21 protein-coding genes are annotated in these 23,713 nt (G+C 68.3%); 9 read left to right on the top strand and 12 right to left on the bottom strand.

Features of this window, described 5'->3' with window-relative positions; translation table 11 throughout:
* Positions 1 to 114 precede the first annotated feature (114 nt).
* Positions 115 to 381 (bottom strand): hypothetical protein, encoded by a 267-nt coding sequence (locus ACNQOV_RS00910; protein ID WP_416392966.1) that lies wholly within the window; start codon positions 379 to 381, stop codon positions 115 to 117.
* A 966-nt stretch (positions 382 to 1,347) separates the two neighbouring features.
* Here ACNQOV_RS00910 and ACNQOV_RS00905 point away from each other — a divergent pair.
* A complete protein-coding gene (locus ACNQOV_RS00905; protein WP_416392965.1) occupies positions 1,348 to 2,019 on the top strand; it encodes a hypothetical protein in 672 nt (223 codons plus the stop codon).
* Positions 2,020 to 2,405: 386 nt separating this feature from the next.
* On the opposite strand, the gene ACNQOV_RS00900 is transcribed toward ACNQOV_RS00905, so the two are convergent.
* The 4 genes from ACNQOV_RS00900 to ACNQOV_RS00885 form a co-directional block, all read right to left on the bottom strand.
* On the bottom strand, positions 2,406 to 3,146 hold the full coding sequence (locus ACNQOV_RS00900) for a metallophosphoesterase family protein (protein ID WP_416392964.1): 741 nt from the start codon (positions 3,144 to 3,146) through the stop codon (positions 2,406 to 2,408).
* A 55-nt stretch (positions 3,147 to 3,201) separates the two neighbouring features.
* Complete coding sequence (locus ACNQOV_RS00895) at positions 3,202 to 3,981, bottom strand: alpha/beta fold hydrolase (RefSeq protein WP_416392963.1); 780 nt, start codon at positions 3,979 to 3,981, stop codon at positions 3,202 to 3,204.
* A gap of 85 nt (positions 3,982 to 4,066) precedes the next feature.
* The gene (locus ACNQOV_RS00890; RefSeq protein WP_416392962.1) at positions 4,067 to 4,651 is read right to left on the bottom strand and encodes a uracil-DNA glycosylase; all 585 of its coding nucleotides are present in this window, start codon (positions 4,649 to 4,651) and stop codon (positions 4,067 to 4,069) included.
* Positions 4,648 to 5,805, bottom strand: a complete 1,158-nt coding sequence (locus ACNQOV_RS00885; RefSeq protein ID WP_416392961.1) for a TDT family transporter — start codon at positions 5,803 to 5,805, stop codon at positions 4,648 to 4,650. Before ACNQOV_RS00885 ends, ACNQOV_RS00890 begins: the two co-directional genes overlap by 4 nt.
* A 9-nt stretch (positions 5,806 to 5,814) precedes the next feature.
* Between ACNQOV_RS00885 and ACNQOV_RS00880 the strand changes: the two genes are divergently transcribed.
* Positions 5,815 to 6,801 (top strand): LysR family transcriptional regulator, encoded by a 987-nt coding sequence (locus ACNQOV_RS00880; protein ID WP_416392960.1) that lies wholly within the window; start codon positions 5,815 to 5,817, stop codon positions 6,799 to 6,801.
* Between the two features lie 192 nt (positions 6,802 to 6,993).
* Here the strand turns inward: ACNQOV_RS00880 and ACNQOV_RS00875 are convergent, their stop codons facing one another.
* Positions 6,994 to 7,278: a hypothetical protein gene (locus ACNQOV_RS00875; RefSeq protein WP_416392959.1), complete on the bottom strand. Its 285-nt coding sequence runs from the start codon at positions 7,276 to 7,278 to the stop codon at positions 6,994 to 6,996.
* 410 nt (positions 7,279 to 7,688) lie between these two features.
* On the opposite strand from ACNQOV_RS00875, the gene ACNQOV_RS00870 reads away from it, so the two are divergent.
* Positions 7,689 to 8,534, top strand: a complete 846-nt coding sequence (locus ACNQOV_RS00870) for an AbiJ-NTD4 domain-containing protein (RefSeq protein WP_416392958.1) — start codon at positions 7,689 to 7,691, stop codon at positions 8,532 to 8,534.
* A 336-nt stretch (positions 8,535 to 8,870) separates the two neighbouring features.
* Here ACNQOV_RS00870 and dnaB read toward each other — a convergent pair whose 3' ends face one another.
* From dnaB to ACNQOV_RS00840, 6 genes are all read right to left on the bottom strand, one after another.
* Positions 8,871 to 10,238 carry a replicative DNA helicase gene (gene dnaB, locus ACNQOV_RS00865; RefSeq protein WP_402266088.1) on the bottom strand — a complete coding sequence of 456 codons (1,368 nt, stop codon included), beginning with the start codon at positions 10,236 to 10,238 and terminating at the stop codon, positions 8,871 to 8,873.
* A gap of 632 nt (positions 10,239 to 10,870) precedes the next feature.
* A complete protein-coding gene (gene rplI, locus ACNQOV_RS00860) occupies positions 10,871 to 11,323 on the bottom strand; it encodes a 50S ribosomal protein L9 (protein ID WP_144711708.1) in 453 nt (150 codons plus the stop codon).
* A gap of 14 nt (positions 11,324 to 11,337) precedes the next feature.
* On the bottom strand, positions 11,338 to 11,595 hold the full coding sequence (gene rpsR / locus ACNQOV_RS00855; RefSeq protein WP_017887834.1) for a 30S ribosomal protein S18: 258 nt from the start codon (positions 11,593 to 11,595) through the stop codon (positions 11,338 to 11,340).
* Between the two features lie 47 nt (positions 11,596 to 11,642).
* Positions 11,643 to 12,209 carry a single-stranded DNA-binding protein gene (locus tag ACNQOV_RS00850; RefSeq protein ID WP_022907087.1) on the bottom strand — a complete coding sequence of 189 codons (567 nt, stop codon included), beginning with the start codon at positions 12,207 to 12,209 and terminating at the stop codon, positions 11,643 to 11,645.
* Positions 12,210 to 12,212: 3 nt separating this feature from the next.
* A complete protein-coding gene (gene rpsF / locus ACNQOV_RS00845; protein ID WP_022907088.1) occupies positions 12,213 to 12,584 on the bottom strand; it encodes a 30S ribosomal protein S6 in 372 nt (123 codons plus the stop codon).
* 161 nt (positions 12,585 to 12,745) lie between these two features.
* Positions 12,746 to 14,182: a CCA tRNA nucleotidyltransferase gene (locus tag ACNQOV_RS00840; protein ID WP_416392957.1), complete on the bottom strand. Its 1,437-nt coding sequence runs from the start codon at positions 14,180 to 14,182 to the stop codon at positions 12,746 to 12,748.
* Positions 14,183 to 14,306: 124 nt separating this feature from the next.
* Here ACNQOV_RS00840 and ACNQOV_RS00835 point away from each other — a divergent pair, with 124 nt between their 5' ends.
* The 6 genes from ACNQOV_RS00835 to ACNQOV_RS00810 all read left to right on the top strand — a co-directional run bounded on the left by ACNQOV_RS00835 (position 14,307) and on the right by ACNQOV_RS00810 (position 22,909).
* Complete coding sequence (locus ACNQOV_RS00835; RefSeq protein WP_416392956.1) at positions 14,307 to 18,311, top strand: DUF6049 family protein; 4,005 nt, start codon at positions 14,307 to 14,309, stop codon at positions 18,309 to 18,311.
* A 79-nt stretch (positions 18,312 to 18,390) separates the two neighbouring features.
* Positions 18,391 to 19,389, top strand: coding sequence for a thioredoxin-disulfide reductase (gene trxB / locus ACNQOV_RS00830; protein ID WP_416392955.1), 999 nt, complete (start codon positions 18,391 to 18,393; stop codon positions 19,387 to 19,389).
* Positions 19,390 to 19,451: 62 nt separating this feature from the next.
* On the top strand, positions 19,452 to 19,778 hold the full coding sequence (gene trxA, locus ACNQOV_RS00825) for a thioredoxin (RefSeq protein ID WP_017887828.1): 327 nt from the start codon (positions 19,452 to 19,454) through the stop codon (positions 19,776 to 19,778).
* Positions 19,779 to 19,949: 171 nt separating this feature from the next.
* Positions 19,950 to 21,254, top strand: a complete 1,305-nt coding sequence (locus tag ACNQOV_RS00820) for a PLP-dependent aminotransferase family protein (protein ID WP_031262278.1) — start codon at positions 19,950 to 19,952, stop codon at positions 21,252 to 21,254.
* 46 nt (positions 21,255 to 21,300) lie between these two features.
* Complete coding sequence (locus tag ACNQOV_RS00815) at positions 21,301 to 22,263, top strand: D-alanine--D-alanine ligase family protein (protein WP_416392954.1); 963 nt, start codon at positions 21,301 to 21,303, stop codon at positions 22,261 to 22,263.
* Positions 22,220 to 22,909, top strand: a complete 690-nt coding sequence (locus ACNQOV_RS00810) for an ElyC/SanA/YdcF family protein (RefSeq protein ID WP_416392953.1) — start codon at positions 22,220 to 22,222, stop codon at positions 22,907 to 22,909. The genes ACNQOV_RS00815 and ACNQOV_RS00810 overlap by 44 nt, the downstream gene beginning before the upstream one ends.
* Positions 22,910 to 23,713 lie beyond the last annotated feature (804 nt).

Below are 23,713 nucleotides of genomic sequence, written 5' to 3'. Positions count from 1 at the left end.
CCGCCGCGATCGCGACGATCCCGCCAGCACGGATTCACGTGCGCGATGGACAACGGAGTGCTCATGGCGGCACACTATTGTGAATCTCGTTAGAAAAACAACCAAGCAGGAGGTTCAGCGGCTGTGCGACGTCTCCTGGTCCTTCGCTGCCCGGACCCATTTCCCGACCGCCACGTTGCTCACGCCAAGCGCTTCCCCGATGGCGTCCAACGTGAGACCTTCCTCGTACGCTTCCAGCGCCAGCCGGACGCGCTCCTCAGTGGTCTCACGGAGAACGCGCTCCGCGGTTCGCATCGCGTCAAGCAGGGCGTCGGCCCTCGCCTGATCCTTCACAACCTTCGGGGGACGGCCGATCCGGCGACCCGGGGTCGATGTGCTCACGGTTTCGCTCCAACGTTCAGTTTGAGCGTCGGAACGGCGGTTGCGCGCCCCGCGGGCACGTGGGAAGATCCGACGCGAATCTCGCTCGGATCAGGCTGGGAGTCTCGAGTTGTGGCGGGCACTACACGCGGTTTGGCCGTCGCGTGCCGAGGGGTCAATGAGGACCCCTGCAAGTCGTGCCTACAAGCCATGGTAGCTCCAGAGTCCCGTCGCCTTCCCGCCCTGGCTTGGCGCCAGGCGAGTGGCCCCATTCTCCCTCGTTTACGAGCCGAAACGACGGATAGAGGGGTGTGACTGAGATGAACGAGCTCGAGTCGTCCTTCGCCTCGCTTGCCGGCGTCCTCGATCACGGTCGCGACTTCGGCCTGGGCAACCAGCGCCCGGACGGCTCCCGATCACGTGGCAGTTCACCGGGGACATTGCCCAGGCCGTTTTTACGAGGACGGCGTGCCGGGCACCGGCGTGAGGTGACGAGAGGGACGGGCGACCGACTTGGGCTTCTTGACCAACGCCTGCCGCGCGCTCCGAGGTACGATGCCGATTCACGCCCATCGATTGGCTCGGCCTCGGCCTCGGCAAGCATGTCGTTCCATAACAACTCGAAGCCGCGAGCTGGCGGTAGGAGTACCTCGACGGCACACGACTGCACCGCTTCGAGCCCCACCATCAGCTACAACGAGCCATGCCTGCAGGGGGCATCGATGACGGATTCAGGACTCGACCGAGAAGAAACGACGCGTTGACGTCGCAGCTACCGATCGCTCGCGCACGCGCTCGTGTTGCTCCCGCCGCCTAAACGGGCGAAGACGTGCCGGACAGCGTCCGGGAGATCGCCGCGCTGGACTTCGCCGGCGACGACGCGACCCGAGAGACATTCACCGATTAGGACTCCTCAACTTGGTGACAAGACTTCAGATCGCCCGAGCACGCGCTCAGATTGCACTTGCGCACCTCGATGGCGCTCCCGTGTCTGAAGCGATCCGAAAGGTCGCTGCCGTCGCATTCGCTGACGCGCAGGACGCGGTCACGGCAGCGAGCAGTGCCGACGGAGCGCCTGGAGTACAGTCGCACGCCTTCGCAAACGCTGTTGGCGTGCATGCGTCCGGGTACGACTTCGGACCACACCACGACTCCTTCCGTCTGACCACGAACGACAGACCACCCACCCCGGCGCAAGAGCGGGTGTTGATGAACGCCCACGGCCGTGAGAAGTACGAGGAAGCGGCGCGGCGGGTCGCACGGGGAGAGCTCGACGTGATCATTCGACGGAGTCGCTCGAATGGTCTGAGTGCCGCGCTGACCGTCGACGAAGCCGCCGGCTGGATCAGGAAGGGTGCAGGTCGTGTTCTTCACGACATCCATCAGGGTGATCTCCTCGCGTTCGTCTGCGACGGCGAGCTCCGTCTCCCGGCATGGCAGTTCACCGCGGACCCTGACATGCCGACCCTTCGCCACCTCTCGCGGCTGATTCCGCACTTCGAGTCCGACCAGCACCCCGCGACGATCCTCGGCTTGATGACCACACCCCACGACGACACGCTCGTCAACGGCGCGGCCGTCACTTCCACCGTATGGCTGCTCGCCGACGGCAATCCGCAGAAGCTGATCGACATGCTCGACTCATTCCTCATGGCGTGAACGCATCGTCAGCTGGAGGTCCCGAGGTTTGAGCTCTCCGACCACGCAACCGGGGGCCGGCTCATCCAGGCAACTTCGGCGACGTCAGCGCGACGAAGCTTCCGGAGATTTCGACCGTGCGCTGTCACTTCCTGACTCTGCCTTTGGCGCCAACGGTCTCCTGGTCAGCGAGTCCGCGGCACAGGAGCCGGGATCCCTTTGTGCCGTCTGAAGGCCGCCGGAACGGCCACATCACCTGCTCGATCGTCCCGCTTAGGGGACCGTCACCGGGACCCTTCCGGACCACCCATCCAGACAGCGTGTCCGCGCACCCCTTCAAAAAAGTCCGTCGTTGCTGCCGAACGTCCGATTGACCACCGGCTATCGGGACGGGTTCGAGCGCCTGTTCAGGGCATGCGTCCGGTGCGGAGCGCGTGCTCGACGTCCGGGCGGTCGTTTGCCCGCGCGGCGGCTGCTGCCGCCTCGATGTCGTACTGGGCCCGGTGGAACGCGACCTCCCATGAGCCGGTCGCGTCGTCGACCACGGCGTACCGAGCGTGCGGTGTTCCGGCCTCGATGACGTGCGGGTAGGGCTGGTCATCGTCGTAAGCGGGCCAGCCCACGCTTCCCGGATTCACGATGAGGGTCCCGTTCGTCAAGCGCATCGATCGCTGCAGATGGGCGTGCCCACAGAGCAGGAGCTGCTCGTCGGGGAGGGTGCCCAGCCGGTGGGTGACTTCGTCCTCGGTCGCTGGGCGGACACCGCTGGGCGTGACCGTTTCCAGGAGGTAGGTCAGGTCGTCATCTGGTGCTCCGTGGAACGCGAGCACGCCCTGCGCCGGCCGGGCGATGGCCGGCAGTGACGCCAACCATGCTCGCTGCTCGTCGTCGATCTCGTCGTCGGCGAGTCCGTCGGAGAGCCCCATCTGGTCGCGAGGGGACTCGAGGAGTTGCCGTTCGTGGTTGCCTCGTACGGTCACCGCGGGGGTGTGCATGAGGAGCGCGGCGGTCTCCGCGGGTCGGACACCGCCCGACAGCAGGTCGCCCAGGTTCACGAGATGGTCGATCTTCGATCGGCGGATCTCGTCCAGAACCGCTCGCAGAGCGAAGACGTTGCCATGGACATCCGAGATCACAGCGATACGCACCAGCCGACGCTAACAGCGTCGTGCGTGACACTGCACCGTCCCGGTGAGGGATCGGCTAGCGGTCGATCCGCGCGAGCCAGTCGCGGATCAGGGCGGCGGTGATCCCGGGTTGCTCGAGGTGCACGTTGTGTCCAGCACCGTCGAGGACGACGAAGCTCCCTCGCGGATAGTGGTCCCGGAGTACGAGCCCGTCCTCGTAACCGACGACGTCGTCCTGCCGGCCGAACAGGTGCAGGGCCGGAGCGGTGAACGGTTCCGGGTGGAGCTCCTCCGGCACGGCATCGAGTGCGTAGTCGGCGGCGATGCGGTTCATCACCGCAGTGTCGGCGCCACGGAGACCGGGCAGCACGTACCGCTCGAACGCGGTGAACGCGGCGGCGTCCTGGATGACGCTGACCTCCTCGAAGGCTTCTCGCGCGTCGCCGGCGGCTTCGAGGGCGGACGGTTCGGTGTGCAGCACGGTGCGTTCGGGGACGGCGCGGTCGGCGTGTGCCGGGTGCACGACACCCGCCAGGGTCGCGACGCCGAGGACGTGGTCTCGGCGTTCGTGGGCGACGTGTCGGGCGATCATGCCGCCGAAGGAGTTCCCGATGACGGCGAAGGGCTCGTCACCGAGGTGGTCGTCGATCTCGGCGAGTACCTCGTCGGCCACCTCGACCGCGCTCGTCGCGGTCGAGGTCCCCGCGGCGGCTTCAGCCCATGGCAGGTCGAGGAACAGCATCCGCCACGGCAGATCCTGCACCGCGTCCACCAGCGGCAGCATGATTCGGTGGTCCACCCCAAAGCCGTGAAGGGCAACAAGCGGACGACCAGAACCAAGAACTCGCGCGATCACCCAGCAAGCCTATGAGCAGCCCGTGCCGATAGCCGATCGGCTATCGGTCATTCGTGCCTTGCCAGTGAAGGCAGTTGAAGCCTCGCTACATCCGACGCGTCCGTGCGGCGAGTCGGAGTGCCTGGACGGAACGTCGGTGCTGTTCCGTGCGGTGGCGGCCGTTGGCGGGAGAGGGGTGTGGTGCCGCGATGACGGGGACGAGTCGGGCGTGCTCGTCCAGGGTGAAATGTCGCATGACTCCGTCGAGAGCGATGCTCCCGTACGTGACGATCGCCTCGACGGAGGGGAGTGCCCTGAGGAGAACGCCGAGGGCATGTCGTCCCTCGTCGATGTCTGCAGGTCGTCCACGGCCGGGGAGTTCCCACGGGATGAGGTTCCAGCGGAGGTACTCGTTGCGTGCAAGTCCGGACTCGATGCGGGCTTCGCGGAACGCGGCCGCGGTCGGCCCCGGGTTGTCCTCGCTGCAGACCGCCGAGTGCGCTGCGGCAATGGTCTGCGGGCCGGGCGACTGCATGAGGACCAGCACTCGGCTAGCCGTGCCGCCGGATCGTGGGTCGAAGCTCGGGACGAACCGTCGCGAGCCGTCGGGTGCGGTGCGCCATGCCTCCGCGAGGACGTTCAGCGATCGGAGGTCCGCGACCTCATCCGCGAGTTCGTCAGGGGTGCTCATGCCGGCTGTGGTGGTGCGAGGAGTGTGCCGCGGATGACGGAGCCGTGGAAGGTGCGGACGGCGACGATCAGCCATGCGGTGGCGAGGCCGGCGTAGTAGACGACTGCGAGGACGGCGATGACGGTGAGTCCGGAGTGCAGGGTCAGGCCGTTCAGCCCGGTGACGCAGGTGCCGACGGGGAACGTGAAGGACCACCAGGTCAGGCTGAATGGCAGGTGTTCGCGGGCGGTGCGGATGGTGATGGTGAGGGCGATGACGGTCCACAGCAGCGCGAATCCGAGCATCGCGAACCCGTACACCAGTGCCACGACGAGGAGTGCGTGGGCGGTGGAGGCGTCGACGACGGTGGGGGCGTTCGATGCGAGGAGGTTCACCGCGGTGATCGACTGTCCGACCGGGCCGAGGACGATCCACAGGGTCGGCACCATGCCGGCGGCACCGACCTTGTGCTGCGCCAGTCGGTTCCAGATGAGCGTGATCACGACCAGGGACGTGATGAGGCTGAGGCCGAAGAAGCCGTAGCAGGACCACAGCAGTGTCTCCCGCGCCTGCCCGGCGGGGGCGTACGGCAGGAGGAGCGCACCGGTGGAGGCGGACACCATCGGCGGGACGATCGGCATCAGCCAACCCCCGAATGCCGAGTCGGGCGTGTTCTCGTGGCGGGTGAACGCCAGGTACGGCACCAGGACCGCTGTGAGGAGCCCGCCGACGGTACCGATGCTCCAGAGGACCCAGTCGACGGTGACGGCGGCGGGGAGGCCGATCCAGTCCTTGCCGAGGAGGATCGTGCCGGCGCCGACGGTGAGGAACGCCATCGGCGGTGCCCCGTAGAAGTGCGAGATCACCGGGTTGAGGTGGTGCTTCGCTGCGGTGCTCCGGTAGCGGACCCAGTGCAGGGCCGTCGCGATGGTGAGGGCGACGAGCAGGACCGCCGCGATCGCCCACACGATCGTCGCCGCCGTGCGCAGGCCGGGGAACTGCAGCGGCAGCGACGCGGCAGCGACGGCGACGATCCCGGTGCCCATGATCGATGCGAACCAGTTCGGGGTCAGGTTCGACACGATCAGACCAGGCCGCTCCAGCTCCCGGAACAGCCGCCGGTCGCGCGCATCGTGCTCGGACGTCGCGGGTGCGTGGGCGAGGTGAGCGGACATGCGCCCATCGTGCGCGCGTTCCCGTGGTTCGGGAACGGCGGACTCGTTGGCAGGGCACAATGGTTGCTTGTGGCACTGCGGCGGTTGACGGACCGGACTCTGGACCTCGACACCCTCGAGGTCCTCGTCCGCGTCGCTGAGACTGGTTCGTTGACCCGTGCGGCCGAGGTGTTGAGGGTGACGCAGCAGGCGGTGTCTGCGCGCTTGCGTGCTGCGGAGCAGGCGACCGGTCAGCCGCTGGCGCACCGGACGGCGTCCGGGACCGCGCTGACCGACGCCGGCCGGGTGGTGCTCGGTCTGGCCGTCCCGGTGTTGGAGGCCTCCCGGCGGCTCGAAGCAGGAGTCGCCGCGCTGCGGGAACCGGCGGGATCGCTCGTGGTCGCAGCGTCGCAGACGATCGCCGAACTCCTGCTGCCTGGATGGTTGCTCGCCCACCGGGCCGTGACACCCGCGGCCTCGGTGCGCTTGATCGCCGGGAACTCCGCCGCTGTGACCGACCTCGTTCGCTCCGGCGCTGCCGACGTCGGGTTCACGGAGACCCCTGCTGCGCCAGCTGACCTCTCGTCGCTGGTGGTCGACGAGGACGAACTGGTGGTCGTCGTGGCTCCGCATCATCCGTGGGCAAGCGCTTCGGTCATCACCGCGGATGAGCTCGCGGAGACGCCGCTGCTGCTCCGTGAGGAAGGGTCCGGCACCCGCGCCACGGTCGAGGCGTGGCTCGACGACGCGGGCCTGACCCTGGACCCGCCGGCTGCAGTGCTGGAAACGACCGGCATCATCCGCGCCAACGCTCGAGCGGGCATCGCGCCCGCGGTGATGAGTCTCCGCACCGTCGACACAGACCTCGCCGACGGCGCCCTCGTCCGGGTGCTACTGCTCGGCCCGCCACTGATCCGGCCGCTGCGCGCAATCTGGTCAGGCCACCCGGGGCCTGCTGTGACGGCGTTCCTGGACACCGCTCGCAGCTCGAGTACCGGTGGTCAAATCAGTCCGTAGCGCAGCTCCGGGTAACGCTCGGCGGCAGAGCACCCACCATCGCAGAGCCGGTCCGTTCCGGGACGCGGTAGGACACGGAGCGAACCTCCAAACCGACACCAGACGAGCAGACAACGCCGGGGTAGTGGTGCAGCTTTCCGAACGTCCGGTGGCCGATCGGTGTACGGACGCGCGAGCGTAACGAGACCTACTTCATGAATCGTCATCGCGCTCCGCGCGAAGTGCGCGTCGGCCGGCGATCCGCTGGACAAGCTTCCTGAAGAAGACGAGCTCGAGTGCCACCGTGATGGCCAGGCTGAAGAGAGCGAACGCGATGCGCGGTGCGTTGAAGCCGCCACTGAGCACGATGATCGGGAGACCGATCATCAGAGCGGCACCCGCGATGACGTTCCACCACGACTCGAGAAGTCCCGCAGGCATACGATTCGTCGATTTCGGATCGTCTGAAGGATCGGTGCGATCCCACCACGATGTCATGCTTCGACGCTACCCGGCGCCCGGCGCCCGGCGCCCGACGACCGCGACAGGGCTCAACCTCGTCCTGCCGGGCGTCGACCGTTTCGTTGGCCGATTCGTCACCGAGACGCCAGCGAGCGTTAGGGGCGGCCGGCGGACGTGTGAGGCGTTCTGCATCCCGCGAGGGCGAGCAGGGTCAGCGCGCTCCGAGTTCGACTGCGCTGACGTTGACCTCGAGTGGGACAATGTCCGACTGCACCCAGATTTCGTACACGTCGAATCGTTGCTCGCCAATCCTCAAGCCACCAAGTCCCCGGAGCCATCTCCCTCCCGGGGCATGTCGGCGCTTCCTGCACGGCGCCCCTGAGCATCTCCGTCCGCTCCTCTTCCCAACGGAGACATGCGTCGGCGGCTGCCGCTATGGTTCGGTCATGTCCTTCGCTGAACGCATGGGGTACACCTCGCCGCGGACTCTGACGCAGACGGACACGCTCGACATCGAGACGCGAACCGAGCTGTGGAACGTCATCTTTCTCGCGCGCGGTATGACGCGGCGGGACGACGTCGGCTACGACGTGGAGACGGCGATCAACGCCGCTCTATGGGCGTGGTACTTCAAACGCCCACGCGATGAGCAGCCGCGAGACGACGTTGTCTGGGACCGCGTCAAGTTGGTCATCCTCGACGGGGATTGGTTCGAAGCGTTGAACTGCATCGAGGAGTACGGCAAGTACCTGCACCGATTCTCGAATCAGTACACCTACCAAGTCCCTGATGTGTTCGACGGGCTCCTCAACGCCACCCTCGAGCAGTACCTCGTGGGGTACCGGCTGATCGGACAAGAACTTGTCCCGCTCGGTGACGACGTATCCGCCGCCGCGGTAACCGACGCGTTGGACGTCACGGCACAGCTCACGGGCGCCCGGCACCATCTCGTCCGAGCAACGGAGCTGCTCTCCGACCGGCAGAAGCCCGATTACCCGAACACCATTAAGGAAGCCATCTCCGCAGTCGAGTCCGTCGTGGCAACGGTCACCGGGGAGAACACGCTCGGGTCCGGATTGAAGAAACTCAAGGCCGAAGGCACCGAACTGCACCCCGCGCTCGAGAGTGCCTGGTCGAAGATGTACGGGTGGACCTCGGATGCGCAGGGCATCCGTCACGCGGCGATTGACGAAGCAGACGCCGACCAGACCCTTGCCAAGTACATGCTCGTGGCGTGCTCGGCGTTCGTGTCCTACGTCGTCGAGAGCGGCAGCAAGAGTTCGCTCATCTGAAGCGTTACGCCGCCTACGACTGGGTGCATACGCTCAAGGGACTGTTCGTTGACCACGAGGAAGCCGTCCGATGACCGGTTCGCCAGCGAGCCACGAGATGCCTGCGGGGGCTTCGGACTCCTACGGCCCTGCTCTGGAGTGAGCCCTGTCTCACATAGGTGGTCCGCGGGCTATCTCAGTTCACGCATGCTGTACGTACGCCTCCCGGCGCACGAGGGCTGAGCCCTGCACTAGTCCAAGGCTGTCCGCGCTGCCAAACACCCTGTCCAACTCCGTATTTCAGGACACGCTACGTGGCAGTAGGACAAGTTAGCTGGCGGACGACAACACGACTGCCTACTGCGGCATGTCCACGAACCTCGAGAACATCCCGTGGAACGCCACAGTGATGGTGTCCGTCGGCCCGTTGCGGTGCTTCGCCACGATGAGGTCCGCCTCACCCTGACGCGGGTTGTCCTTCTCGTAGGCGGACTCACGGTGCAGCAGGATGACCATGTCGGCGTCCTGCTCGATCGACCCGGACTCACGCAGGTCGGAGATCTGGGGCTTCTTGTCCGCACGCTGCTCGGGACCACGGTTCAGCTGCGACAGCGCGACGACCGGCACCTGGAGCTCCTTCGCCATCAGCTTCAGCGCACGCGAGAACTCGGAGACCTCTTGCTGGCGGCTCTCGACCTTCTTGCCGGAGGTCATGAGCTGCAGGTAGTCGATGACGACCATGCGGAGGTTGTGCTGCTGCTTGAGGCGACGGCACTTCGCTCGGATCTCGACGAGGGTCATGTTGGGAGAGTCGTCGATGAAGAACGGGGCGTCGTTGATGCGGCCGCGGGTCTGCGCGATCGTCGTCCAGTCGCGGGAGTCGACGGTGCCCTTGCGCATGTTCTGCAGCGGCACGCTCGACTCGGCGGAGAGCAGACGCATCGCGATCTCGGCACGGCCCATCTCGAGGGAGAAGAACGCGGCGGTCTCGTTGTGCTTGATCGCGGCCGCGCGGCAGAGGTCGAGCGCGAGCGTCGACTTCCCGAGGGCCGGGCGGGCGGCGATGATGATGAGCTGCCCGGGGTGGAAGCCGTTGGTGAGGCCGTCGAGCTGCGCGAAGCCGGTCGGGACACCGGTCATCTGCCCGTCACGACCCTTGGCGGCCTCGATCTCGTCGAGCGCGGCGGAGATGGCGTCGGTCAGGGGGACGTAGTCCTCGGTCTGCACACCGCCGGCGACGTTGTACACCTCGGCCTGGGCGCTGTTGACGAGGTCGGTGACCTCACCCTCGGACGCGTAGCCCATCTGCACGATGCGGGTACCGGCGTCGACGAGGCGACGGAGCACGGCCTTCTCGGCCACGATCGCGGCGTAGTAGCCGGCATTCGCGGCGGTGGGCACCATGCTCGTGACGCTGTGCAGGTACTCGGCGCCACCGGCACGGGACAGCAGACCGGTCTTCGTCAGTTCGTCGGTGACCGCGATGACGTCGGTCGGTTCACCGTGCGAGTAGAGCGAGAGGATCGCGTCGAAGATGACCTCGTGCTTCGGGATGTAGAAGTCGACCCCGCGAGCGGTCTCGATGACGTCGGCGACGGCGTCCTTCGACAGGAGCATGCCGCCGATGGTCGACTGTTCGGCGAGCATGTCGTGCGGGGGAGTCCGCTCTGCGCCACCACGCTCCGCGTAGTCCTGCGGTGCGGGCTCGAGATGCGCGATCGACACACTTGCTCCTCTTGGTTGGCGGCGGACACGGACGAACCGACCGACCGTCGTGGCGGGCGGCGCGGACGAACCGACCGCCCCTGTTCTACCCCGGGCGACCGACATCGCCGAGTCGCTGGGCCAAGCTACGGGGACAGAGTTATCCCCAGCAAACGGCCCTGTGGATAACTCTGTGGAGAGCTTGCGGAACACGCCGGGGTGCTGTGTGGACAACTGTGGAGAGGCATGTGGACAACCGGCATGGGGAACAGACTTTCGACCATTTGACCTGGGGTTTCCCGTTCCACACCATGTGTGGAGAAGCGGGGTTCAAGTGCGCATTGAAGGTTGCGATTTCGATCGTTTCGGCTGTGTAAAAACGGTTGACAAACGGGAACCGGAGGAGAACGTTCCCAACCGGTTCCCAGCAAGCGCGACCCCGTCTGTGAGGTAACCGGTCAGCGCGGGACGACCCGCGCCTCCCGGCCTGGCGCAGCCCACCGGAACGGCGGAACCAGCCCACCGAAACGGCGGAAGCAGCCCACCGAAGCGGCGGAAGCAGCCCACCGCGGCGGGGACAGCCCGCGGACATGACAACGGGCGGGCCTCCCGGAGGAGACCCGCCCGTCGTGAGCGGAAGACCGCAGCCAGCGTTACTTGGCGGCGACGACCTGGAGCGAGATCACGGCAGTGATGTCCTCGCGCAGACGCACGGTGGCCTCGTGGTCACCGACGGTCTTGATGGTCGCGGGGACCTCGACCTTGCGCTTGTCGAGCGAGCCGACGCCCTGCGCCTGGACGGCGTCAGCGACGTCGCCCGGACGGACGGAGCCGAACAGACGACCGTCCTTGCCGGCCTTGACGGTCAGCTTGATGGTCGCGTTCTCGAGCTTCATCTTGAGGTCCTGGGCCTCTTCGATGGTGGCGAGCTCGCGCGCGGTACGCGCGGCCCGGATCGACTCGACCTGCTTCTCGCCGCCCTTGGACCACGCGACAGCGAAGCCCTGGGGGATGAGGTAGTTGCGGGCGTAGCCGTTCTTGACGTCGACGACGTCACCGGCGGAACCGAGGCCGGAGACCTCGTGGGTGAGGATGAGCTTCGACATGTGTCGACCTCCGATCAGCGGCCGGAGCCGGCGTAGGGGAGGAGCGCCATCTCACGGGCGTTCTTCACGGCACGGGCGATGAGGCGCTGCTCCTGGACGGAGACGCCGGTGATGCGACGGGCGCGGATCTTGCCACGCTCCGAGATGAACTTGCGAAGGGTCGCGACGTCCTTGTAGTCGATGACGCCGACCTTGATCGACTTCGCGGGAGCGGCGTTCTTGCCGCCCTTACCGCGAGGCTTCCGGCGGTCGCCGGTGCTCTTTCCAGCCATTGTTTGTCCTTAAGAAGTGGAAGTTGTGTCCGTTGAACCGCGGAGGATCAGAACGGGGTCTCGTCGTCGTACGTGCCGCCCGGGGTGCTCCACACGTCGTTCGACTGTGCGTTGCCGCCCTGCTGGCCGCCCTGGGGGGACCAGGGCGCGTCCGACTGACCGCCACCGTTGTTCCAGCCGCCGCCGTTGCCGCCGTTGCCCGCCGGGGCGTTGCCGCCGCCGACCTGGCCACGACCGCCGCCGGAGCCACCCGCAGCACGGGTGATCTGCGCGGTCGCGTAGCGGAGCGAGGGGCCGATCTCGTCGACCTCGAGCTCGATGCTCGTGCGCTGCTGGCCTTCACGGTCCTGGTACGAGCGCTGACGGAGGCGACCCTGCGCGATGACGCGCGAGCCCTTCGTCAGCGAGCCCGCCACGTGCTCGGCGAACTCGCGCCAGACACTCGCACGGAGGAACAGCGCGTCGCCGTCCTTCCACTCGTTCGCCTGACGGTCGAACGTGCGAGGAGTCGACGCGATGGTGAAGTTCGCCACGGCGAGCCCGTTCTGCGTGTAGCGCAGCTCCGGGTCCGCGGTGAGGTTGCCCACCACCGTGATGACGGTTTCGCCGGCCACGGGTTACTCGGCGCTCGCGGTCGCGTTGGCGGCCTTGCGGGCCGCGCGGGCCTCGTCGCGCTGCTTCTGGGCGGCGACCTGCGCGATGCCCTCTTCAGCGCGGAGGACCTTCGTGCGGAGCACGGCCTCGGAGAGACCGAGCTGACGGTCCAGCTCCTTGGCGGCCTCGGGGGTGGACGTGAAGTCCACGACGGCGTAGATGCCCTCGGACTTCTTCGCGATCTCGTAGGCGAGACGACGACGGCCCCAGACGTCCACGTTGTCGACGGTGCCACCGTCGTTGCGGATCACAGCGAGGAACTTGTCCAGGCTGGGAGCGACGGTGCGCTCGTCGATCTCGGGGTCGAGGATCGCCATCAGTTCGTACTGGTGCATGCGGAACCCACCTCCTCTGGTCTCAGCGGCCCCGAGCAGTTCTCGGGGCAGGAGGGTTGATGCATGTGCCCGGCAGCGCAGAGTGCGTGCGCGGACAACCCGGCAAGCTTAGCGGACGGCCTGGAGGCGCGCCACCGCCTGTGGAGAACCGCTCGCGCCCGTCAGGCGGTCGCGTCGCGGGCGGCCCACCAGTCGCGCAGGCGCGCCTCGGCGTCGTCGGGACCGAGGGGCCCCTCGTCCATCCGCACCTCGAGGAGGAAGCGGTACGCCTCGCCGACGGCACGGCCCGGCGGGATGTCGAGGATGCGCATGATGTCGTCGCCGGAGAGGTCTGGCCGGATCGAGTCGAGCTTCTCCTGCTCGGAGAGTTCCGCGATGCGGTCCTCGAGGTCGTCGTACGCGAAGGCGAGCCGGTCGGCCTTCCGGCGGTTCCGGGTGGTCACGTCGGAGCGCGTCAGCTCGTGCAGCCGCTCGAGCTGGTCGCCCGCGTCCCGGACGTAGCGTCGGACGGCGGAGTCGGTCCAGGCACCCTCGGTGTAGCCGAAGAACCGCAGGTGCAGCTCGATCAGGCGCGACACCGCGGCGATGGTGTCGTTGTCGAACCGCAGCGCACGGAGCCGCTTCTTCGCGAGCTTCGAGCCGACCAGGTCGTGGTGGTGGAAGCTCACGGCGCCGCCGGGCTCGAGCTTGCGGGTCGCCGGCTTCCCGATGTCGTGCAGCAGGGCGGCGAGCCGGAGCACGGTGTCCGGCGCCTCGCCCGCGTGCCGCTCGGCCTCGTACCCGATGGCCTGCTCGAGCACGGTCAGCGAGTGCTCGTAGACGTCCTTGTGGTGGTGGTGCTCGTCGATCTCGAGCCGCATCGCGGGGAGCTCCGGCAGGAACCGCTCGGCCAGACCCGTGTCGACGAGAAGTCGGATGCCGTCGACCGGCGCGTCGGTGCCCAGCAGCTTCACCAGCTCGTCGCGGACACGTTCGGCGGACACGATGTCGATCGACCCGGCCAGGTCCGTCATGGCCGCACGCACCTCGTCCGAGACGGTGAAGCCGAGCTGCGCCGTGAACCGGGCCGCGCGCATCATCCGCAGCGGGTCGTCGCGGAAGGACACCCGCGCGGCCTGCGGCGTGTGCAGCCGCCCGGCGAGCAGGTCCTCGACGCCGCCGTGCACGTCGACGAGTTCCCGGGCGGGCAGGCGGAGCGCCATCGCGTTGACGGTGAAGTCCCGGCGGAGCAGGTCGTCTCCGATGGTGTCACCGAACGCGACCTCGGGCTTGCGGGTCTCGCCGTCGTAGACGTCGCTGCGGTACGTGGTGATCTCGACCTGCTCGCCGGCCACCCGCGCGGCGATGGTGCCGAACTGCCGGCCGACGTCCCAGGTCTTGTTCGCGATCGGCTCGACGATCCGCAGGATGTCGTCCGGGCGGGCGTCGGTGGTGAAGTCGAGGTCGGTGACGGCACGACCGAGGAAGGCGTCGCGGACGGGTCCCCCGACGAGCGCCAGTTCGTGTCCGGCGTCGGCGAAGGCCCGAGCGAGGAGGGCGACGGGCTCGGTGGCGGCGAGTGCGTCGAGTCGCTCGACGGCCTGGGCAACGGACTGCATGACGGTCCTCATCCTCCCAGATCCAGGGCCCGAGTTCTCCACAACGTCCGCGCGCACGGGAGCGTTCATGGTCTGGCCTCATACACTCGTGGACGGCCCGGACCGACCCCGTGGGCCCCTTCGCATGCAGATCTTCCGCACCACGCTCGCCGCCGCCGCGTCGGCCCTCGTCGCGCTCGGCCTCGTCGTCGCGCCCGCCGCGACCGACGGCGCCCACGCCACGACGGTCTCGTCGACCACGACCCGGACGGCGCACCCCGCGGCCGCCGCGGCGGGCAAGACCACCATCTCGATCGCCCCGGCGAACCGTGGGATCGTCCAGCGGGACGAGGAGCTCGAGCTCTCGGTGACGGTCACGAACGACACCGATGCCGACGTCCCCGCCGGCACCGCGGAGCTCGACATCTTCCGCTCCGTGAGCACGCGCGACGTGCTCTCGGACTGGCTCGCCGACACCAGCACGACCGGTTACCTCGGCGCCCCCATGGACTCCGTGGACGTCCCGGCGGTCCCCGCGCACCGTTCGGTCACGCTCGGCTCGGTCAAGATCGTCGCGGGCAACGTCGCGCTCGGCGGGTACTCCTCGTTCGGTGCGCGGCGCATCGCGGCCGAGTACACGGCCGGCGACACCTACGCCGTGGCCCGGTCCGCGATCACCTGGTACCCCGAGTCCGACCAGACCCCGGTCAGCGTCTCGGTGGCGATGCCGATCACCGTCCCGGAGACCAACCAGGGGCTGCTGTCCGCGGGCACCCTGGCGGCCACGACCGCCGTCGACGGCACGCTCACCCAGCAGCTCGACGCCGCCGAGGACCACAACGTCGCGGTCGCCATCGACCCGCGGATCATCGCCTCCATCCGCATCCTCGGCGAGAACGCGCCGTCCTCGGCGATCGCCTGGCTGAGCCGGCTCGAGTCGCTCCGCAACGAGACCTTCGCCCTGCCGTACGCCGACGCCGACGTCACCGGCCTCCGGCAGGCGGGGTCGGACGGGATCCTCGCACCGATCTCCCTCGACCAGGAGATCAAGGAGCAGAACTTCCCCGGGGCGTCCACACCGACCCCGACCCCGACGGCGGACGCCACGAGCCCGACGGCCGACCCGTCCGCGACGAGCACGCCGAGCGACGAGCCCACGGCCGACCCCGGCACCGACGACGGGACACCGGCGACGCTGCCCACGACCGCCTCGCTGCTCGACTTCCCGTACTCGATGGACGGCATCGCGTGGCCGTCCGACGGCACCGTCGCCGCGGCGGACCTGCCGGCACTGGCCAAGGCCGGCTCCACGACCACGATCGTGTCGAGCGGCAACACCTCCGCCGGCGCCGACACGACCATCGCCGCCTCCGAGCGGATCGGCAGCGAGCACGTCCTGGTGTCCGACCAGTCGATGTCCGCCCTCCTCCGGACCGCCGCCACCGCGTCGAACCAGCAGGAGTGGTCGACGGCGATGTCGGAGCTCACCGCGACGCTCGCGACCTCGGCGCGGGCGGGGACGGCCGAGGCACCGATCCTGCTGACCCTCGGGCGCGACTGGCCGACGAACTCCACGCGGCTCAGCCAAGCCCTCGACGCGCTCGAGGACACCGCCTGGGTCGCGCCGGCGGACCTGTCCACGACGGCCTCCGCCACCGCCGGGTCCCTCACGCTCGCGGCCGGGACGAACGGCGACGCCCGCACCGACCAGCTGGACCGCCTGGTCGACGGCGAGCAGGACCTCGCCGGGTTCGCGTCCGCGCTCGACACCCCGACCGACCTGACCGCACCGGCACGGCTCCGACTGCTCGCCCTGGCGTCGAACGCCTGGCGGGACGACGCATCCGGCCTCGCGACCGCGATCGACGCCCAGCTCGCGAACTGGGCGGGGAAGACCGCGCAGATCAGCATCCCGGACTCGAGCAGCCTGACCCTGCTCGGTGACCGGTCGTCGCTCCCGATCTCGATCCGGAACCGCTCCGACTACCCGGTCACGGTGCTGCTGTCCGTGCAGCCGTCGAACTCGGCGTTGCGGATCGTGCGGAACGACATCGAGGTCAAGATCCAGCCAGACTCCTCGACCCGGACCACCGTGCCGGTCCAGTCGGTCGCGAACGGCAAGGTGAACCTGACCCTGTCGCTCACGAGCCCGACCGGCGTGAAGATCGCCACCCCCGCCACGGTCGAGCTCAACGTCCAGGCCCAGTGGGAGACGGTCATCACCGCAGCCGCGGCGGTGGCCCTCGTCGCGATCTTCGGGTTCGGCATCGTCCGGAGCATCCGGAAGCGCCGTCGTCGCCGGAACGGCGACGTGGACGCTGACGACGACGAGGACCCGAACCGTCCGCTCGAGGTCCAGCCGGTGGTCGGTGGCGAGGCCCTGCCGGCCGCGTCGTCGCGAGACGGACGTGCACCGTTCCTCCAGTCCGACACCGCGGTGCGCGACGCACCGTCAGCCGACCCCGAGGAGCCGATCATCAGCACCACCCAGCCCCAGCCCGCGGTCCACGCCGAGCCGGTGGCCGAGCGCAGTCTCGGCCGCGCGAGCGCGATGCTCGCGGCTGGAACCATGCTGTCGCGCGTCCTCGGCTTCGCGAAGACCTTCGTCCTCGCCTTCGCGATCGGCAACACCGGTTCCGACGCGGCGAACGCCTTCGGCATCTCGAACCAGCTGCCGAACAACATCTACGCGCTCATCGCGGGCGGCCTGCTGTCGGCCGTCCTGATCCCGCAGATCGTCCGATCGATGAAGCAGCACACGGACGGCGGGGTGGCCTACGTCAACAAGATCGTGACGCTCGGCGGGTCGGTGTTCGTCGTGATCACGATCGTCGCGACGCTCCTCGCACCGTTCCTCGTGTGGGTCTACAGCCAGCAGGCGTCGGGCGACAGCAAGGGCTTCACGCCCGCGCAGACGGACCTCGCCGTCGCCTTCGCGTTCTGGTGCCTGCCGCAGATCCTCTTCTACGCGATGTACTCGCTCCTCGGCGAGGTCCTGAACGCCAAGCAGGTGTTCGGACCCTTCACCTGGGCGCCGCTCATCAACAACGTCATCGCGATCGCGGGCCTGATCGTCTTCATCGCGCTGTTCGGCGGCCGCGACGTCAACTCCTCGACCGAGGGATGGACGGCCGTCAAGATCGCCGTCCTCGCCGGCAGCGCGTCGCTCGGCGTGTTCGCGCAGGCCGCGTTCCTGCCGTTCTTCTGGCGGCGTGCCGGACTGACCTTCCGACCGGACTTCCGCTGGCGCGGGGTGGGGCTCCGCTCCACCGGGACGGCCGCCGGGTGGCTCTTCGCGATGATCCTCGTGACGCAGCTCGCCGGCATCGTGCAGTCGCGCGTGGCATCGCTCGCCGGTGGTGCCGGCATCGCCACCCTCGGCACGACGTGGCTGCTGTTCATGCTCCCGCACTCGATCATCGCGGTCTCGATCGCGACGGCGTACTTCACGCGCATGAGCCACGACGCCGAGCGCGGCGACCTGGCAGCGGTGCGCCGGAACCTCTCGCTCTCGCTCCGGATCGTCGGGCTGTTCACCGTGTTCGCGAGCGTCGCGCTCATCGTCCTCGCGATGCCGTTCGCCCGGATCTGGGAGAACCGGTTCGACCACACGCAGGCGATGGCCGAGGTCCTGTGGGCCTACATGCCGGGTCTCGTGCTGTTCAGCATGCTCTTCATCATCCAGCGGGTGTTCTGGGCCCTGCACGACCACCGAACGCCGTTCCTGATGCAGTGCGTGCAGTCCGTGCTGTTCGTCATCGGGGCCCTCGCCGTCGCGACCTTCCCGGGCAACGTGATCGGTGTCTCGATCGCGGTGTGCACGACCGTCGCCGGGACCGTGCAGACGATCATCGCGCTCGTGCTCGTCCGGAAGCGCCTGGACGGCATCGAGGGGCCGATCGTGACCCGGTCGCACGTCCAGTTCGTCATCGCCGCCCTCATCGCCGGTGTCGTGGGGCTCGTCGTCGTGAACTTCTTCGGCGGCTTCTCGGCCGACGGGTTCGCGATGTCCGACGTCTCCGGCGCACTCATCACGATCGCCCTCACCGGCGCCGTGATGATGGCCGTGTACTTCGGCGGGCTCGTCGTCGCGAAGAACGGCGAGATCCGCGGCGCGGTCGACATCCTGCGCAAGCGCCTCGGTCGCTGACGTCTTCCCGGGTGGCACGGAATGCCACGCCGGTAGCATTGGTTGACCCGGTCAGACAACTACGGAAGGGCAGCGAGGCATGCGCCAGCTCATCATCATCGGTTCCGGCCCGGCCGGGTTCACCGCCGGCATCTACGCTGCACGCGCGGAGCTCAAGCCCCTGATCGTCGCCTCGAGCGTCGAGACCGGCGGCGAGCTCACGAAGACGACCGAGGTCGAGAACTTCCCGGGCTTCCCCGAGGGGATCCAGGGCCCGGACCTCATGATCAAGATGCAGGAACAGGCCGAGAAGTTCGGCGCCGAGGTCCTGTACGACGACGCCGTGTCGGTCGACCTCACGGGCGACGTGAAGAAGGTCACCGTCGGCTCCGGGACGACGTACGAGGCCCTCGCGGTCATCTACGCGACCGGTTCGGCGTACCGCCACCTCGGCCTCGCCGACGAAGAGCGCCTGTCCGGTCACGGCGTCAGCTGGTGCGCGACCTGCGACGGCTTCTTCTTCCGCCAGAAGAACATCGCCGTCGTCGGCGGAGGCGACTCCGCGATGGAAGAGGCGACGTTCCTCACCCGCTTCGCCGACAAGGTCACGGTCATCCACCGCAAGGACACCCTGCGCGCGTCGAAGATCATGCAGGACCGCGCGATGAACGACCCGAAGATCGAGTTCGCCTGGAACAAGGAGGTCATCGGCATCACGGGTGACTCCGCGGTGACCGGCGTCACGCTGCGCGACACGGTGGACGGTACCGAGAGCGAACTGGCCCTCGACGGCCTCTTCATCGCGATCGGCAACGACCCGCGCACGCACCTCATCCACGGCCAGATCGACATCGCCCCCGAGGGCACGATCGCGGTCCAGGGTCGCTCGTCGAAGACGAACCTGCCCGGTGTGTTCGCGGCCGGCGACGTCATCGACCCCACCTACCGCCAGGCCATCACCGCGGCTGGTTCGGGCACGGTCGCCGCGCTCGACGCCGAGAAGTACCTCGCCGAGCTCGACGACGCCCTGACCGACCCGGCCGAGGGCGTCACCCCGGAGTCGCCCGTCACGGTCGACGTCGAGGCCGCACGCGCCTGACCCCGGAATACCGCAGCGCCTCGGGCGTTGCACCCACTGATCGACTTCTCGAAGGAGCACACATGTCCAACGCCAAGGCAGTCACCGACGCCACCTTCTCGGACGAGGTCCTCAAGTCCGACAAGACGATCCTCGTCGACTTCTGGGCCGAGTGGTGCGGCCCGTGTCGCGCGGTCTCGCCGATCCTCGACCAGATCGCCGAGGAGCACGCCGGCAAGATCGAGATCGTGAAGCTCAACGTGGACGACAACCCCCAGTCGGCCATGAACTACCAGATCACCTCGATCCCCGCGATGAAGGTCTTCAAGGGCGGCGAGGTCGTCAAGACCGTCATCGGCGCGAAGCCGAAGCCGGCGCTCGAGGCCGACCTCGCGGAGTTCCTCGCGTAGTCGTCTGACCCACCGCGAACGGCCCTGCACCCCACCGGGTGCGGGGCCGTTCTGGCGTTCCGGGCCACTGCTTCAGGATCGGCCCCGTCGCGGGGCCCGGGTTCCCGGGGTCGATGTCGTAGTGTGGCGGGAATGTGAGTGGCGGGCTCGTCCCGCTGGAACGGAGCCAAGATGACGAACGGCAACAGCCTCGACCCCTGGTACGACTCCTACGCCCAGCGCACCGCCGGGCTGAGTGCCTCCGAGGTCCGAGCCCTGTTCGCCGTCGCCTCCCGCCCCGAGGTGGTCTCGCTGGCCGGCGGCATGCCGTACGTCTCCGCGCTGCCGAGAGAGCTCGTCACGGGCTCCCTGGACCGTGTGATGGCCGAGGACGCCGCCATGGCGCTGCAGTACGGCGGCGGGCAGGGGCTGCGGTCGCTGCGCGAGCACATCGTCGACGTGATGAGCCTCGAAGGCATCCGTGCCAGCGCCGAGGACGTCGTCGTGACCACGGGCTCGCAGCACGCGCTGGACCTCGTCACGCGGCTGTTCATCGACCCGGGTGACGTCGTGCTCGCCGAATCGCCGTCCTACGTCGGTGCGATCGGCGTCTTCCGCTCGTACCAGGCCGAGACGGTGCACGTCACCACCGACGAGAACGGCCTCGTGCCCGAGGCGCTGCGCGAGGCGATCGCGAACCTCCGCACCCAGGGCAAGCGGATCAAGTTCCTCTACACGATCCCGAACTTCCACAACCCGGCCGGCGTGACCCTCAGCCGCGAGCGTCGCATCGAGATCCTCGACATCTGCCGGTCGAACAACATCCTCGTGCTCGAGGACAACCCGTACGGGCTCCTCTGGTTCGACGAGCCGGCCCCGCAGGCGATCCGCTCGATCGACGAAGAGGGCGTGGTGTACCTCGGCTCCTTCTCGAAGACCCTCGCACCGGGCTTCCGCGTCGGGTGGGCCCTCGCTCCGCACGCGATCCGCGAGAAGCTCGTCCTCGCCAACGAGTCGGCCGTCCTCGCCCCGAACTCCTTCGGGCAGTACGTGGTCAACGCCTACCTCGACGCCGCCGACTGGAAGGGCCAGGTGGACACGTTCCGCGGGCTCTACGCCGAACGTCGTGACGCGATGCTGTCGGCCCTGGGGGAGTTCCTGCCGGACCTCTCGTGGACGAAGCCGAACGGCGGGTTCTTCGTCTGGCTCACCCTGCCGGAGTCGCTCGACTCGAAGGGCATGCTGCCGCGCGCGGTGAAAGAGCTCGTCGCCTACACCCCGGGGACCGCCTTCTACGCCGACGGCCGCGGCGGCGGACACATCCGTCTGTCGTTCTGCTACCCGACGCCGGAGCAGATCCGCGTCGGTGTGAAGCGCCTCGCCAACGTGGTGAACGACGAGCTGGAACTGATCGAGACCTTCGGGCCCGCGACGCGGCCGACCAGTGTCGTCCGGCCGACCTCCTCGGTGAGCGCTCCGCCGCCGAACATCTCCTGATCAGCACTTTTCCACGTTCCACCCGCAGTACCGGAGGTCCATCCGCATGGCCGAGCTCACCCGCCGTCACGTCGTCGTCGTCGCGGGAGGGATCTCGCACGAGCGTGACGTGTCCCTGCGCTCCGGCCGCCGCGTCGCGGATTCCCTCACCGGGTACGGCTGGCAGGTCGATCTGCGCGACGCCGATGCGTCGCTCCTCCCCACGTTGCGGGAGACCCGCCCGGACGTCGTCTGGCCGGCTCTGCACGGCGCTTCGGGTGAAGACGGTGCTCTGCGGGGCATCCTGGAGGCGCTCGACATCCCCTTCGTCGGCTCACGTTCGACGTCGGCCCGCCTGGCATGGGACAAGCCGACTGCGTCGGCACTGGTCGCCCGCGCGGGTGTCCGCACGCCGCGGTCCGTCACGCTGTCCCACGACGTCTTCCGGGAACTCGGTGCCGTCGGGGTGCTCGAGAGCATCGCCGGCGAGCATCCGGTGCCGCTCGCGGTAAAGCCCGCTCGGGGTGGCAGCGCGCAGGGCGTCACGCTCGTCGACGACGTCAACGACCTCCCGCGGGCCATGGTGACCGCGTACACCTACTGCGATGACGTCGTGGTCGAGCAGCTCATCCGGGGGACCGAGGTCGCGGTCGGCATCATCGACACCGGCGACGGCCCCGTGGCACTCTCCGCCGTCGAGATCGTCCCGCGTAGTGGCATCTACGGATTCGAGGCTCGCTACAACGCCGGCGAGACGACGTTCTACACCCCGGCTCGACTGTCCGATGAGTACGCCGCCGCAGTCTCGTCCGCAGCGATCGCCGCCCACGAGGCCCTTGGCCTCCGCCACATCTCGCGTGTCGACCTGATCATCGACGCGGCCGGGACCCCGTGGTTCCTCGAGGCCAACGTGCTCCCGGGTCTCACCGAGACGTCCCTGGTCCCGCAGGCCCTGTCGGCATCCGGCTTCGATCTGGGATGGACCTATGCCGAGCTGGCCGAGCAGGCGATCCGCGATCACCGGCCGTAGGCGTCTGTCGCACCGAAGAATCAATGTTCCACGTGGAACATCCGCGGTGGTGCTCGCTGCAGCGGTCGGACTCTCGGTCATCGCCGGCGGAGAGGTCGTCCATGCTCGCGCTGCCCGTCGAGCGGCGAAGCTCCCGCTGCCAGCACCGGGGTCGCGCCTCGTGGTGGTCGTCCTGGGGTTCGGGAACCGCGGGACCCGCATCAACATGGTCAACCGGTGGCGGGCCCGGATCGCCGTCCGAACGGCTGGTCGCGCTCGCGCGGCGGGGGCGTCCGCGAGCATCCTCTGCAGCGGGGGAGCGGTCCGAGGCCCCATCGCGGAGGCCACGCTCCTCCGGGATCACATCACCGCTGCCCTCGGGTGGGATGGCGATGTGTCGGTCGAGGCCGACAGTACGTCCACCTGGGAGAACGTGCCGAACGCCGGGCCATGGATCGATGCTGCGGATCAGGTCGCATTCGCCTCGAACGGGTTGCACGCCGAGAAGGCACGCACGTACTTCCGGCGCCAGTATCCGGACCGTGCTGCGGCGTTGGTGTCCGCCGAGGACCATCGGTTCGGGGAGATGGCCCTCGTGAAGCCGATCTTCGCGGCCGTCGGGTTGTGGAAGCTCCGCGCAGTGTTCCACGTGGAACACCGCCGCTAGGGCCTTGCGAGGAGCGTGCGTCTCGGCTTCCTTGCCACGCCATCAACGCAGCGGGCACAGTCCGAACCTCGACTGATGCGCCGACTCAGAGCAGACCTGTACTGCGCCCGGTCCAGACTGAACGTCCAGACCACGGCGCCAGCCCAGCATGGTCCTTCCAGGACCAAGCCAGCACATGCACTGTCGGCATCGGCCTACGACATCGCGCGCAGAGAACCTCCGGAGACGGAAGGAAGCACGACGTCCCACGCTACGGGCATCCAAGGATCACCGTGTCAGTCGGGGCGGTCCACTCGGTGCCCGAAACCGAGGGCGAACGTCGTTTGGTCGCGGTCGCACAGTCCATCTCGGTCCGCTCCACCCGCGCCGTCCAGCGATCAGCCGCCACGTGCGCATCCAGCGATCCACTTCCGGGCAACATGGTCGAAACTCTGTCTCGGTTCAGCCGCCCGGATCTGGGTCTACCGATGTGCGCCGCCCGCGATGACCCTCGGTTCGAGGCAGCCGCACCCGTACTCGCTTGCGCCAGCCACGAGCCCTCGCCGGCCATCCCGCCTTGCCAGTGACGCGTGACCCGACGACCGTCGTCGATGTTCCACGTGAAACGTCGGCGCTCACGCGCACGGCGCGCTGACAGCAGAGGTGCTCCAGTCTTCCCGTTCCGCGCCGCTGCAGCCCCGGAGCGGAGCCACACGCAGCCGTCTCCGCGAGGAACAGCACCCCACCTAGGCCCGGCACCGCGAGTGCCGCAGACTCCCGTTAAACAGCCGCACACGGCTTCCCAGAGTGAGTCAGCTCACCACC

Source organism: Curtobacterium sp. LFS084 (assembly GCF_047977705.1).
In the GTDB taxonomy this organism is placed as follows: Bacteria; Actinomycetota; Actinomycetes; order Actinomycetales; family Microbacteriaceae; genus Curtobacterium.
This window is presented reverse-complemented; position numbering and strand designations above follow the sequence as displayed.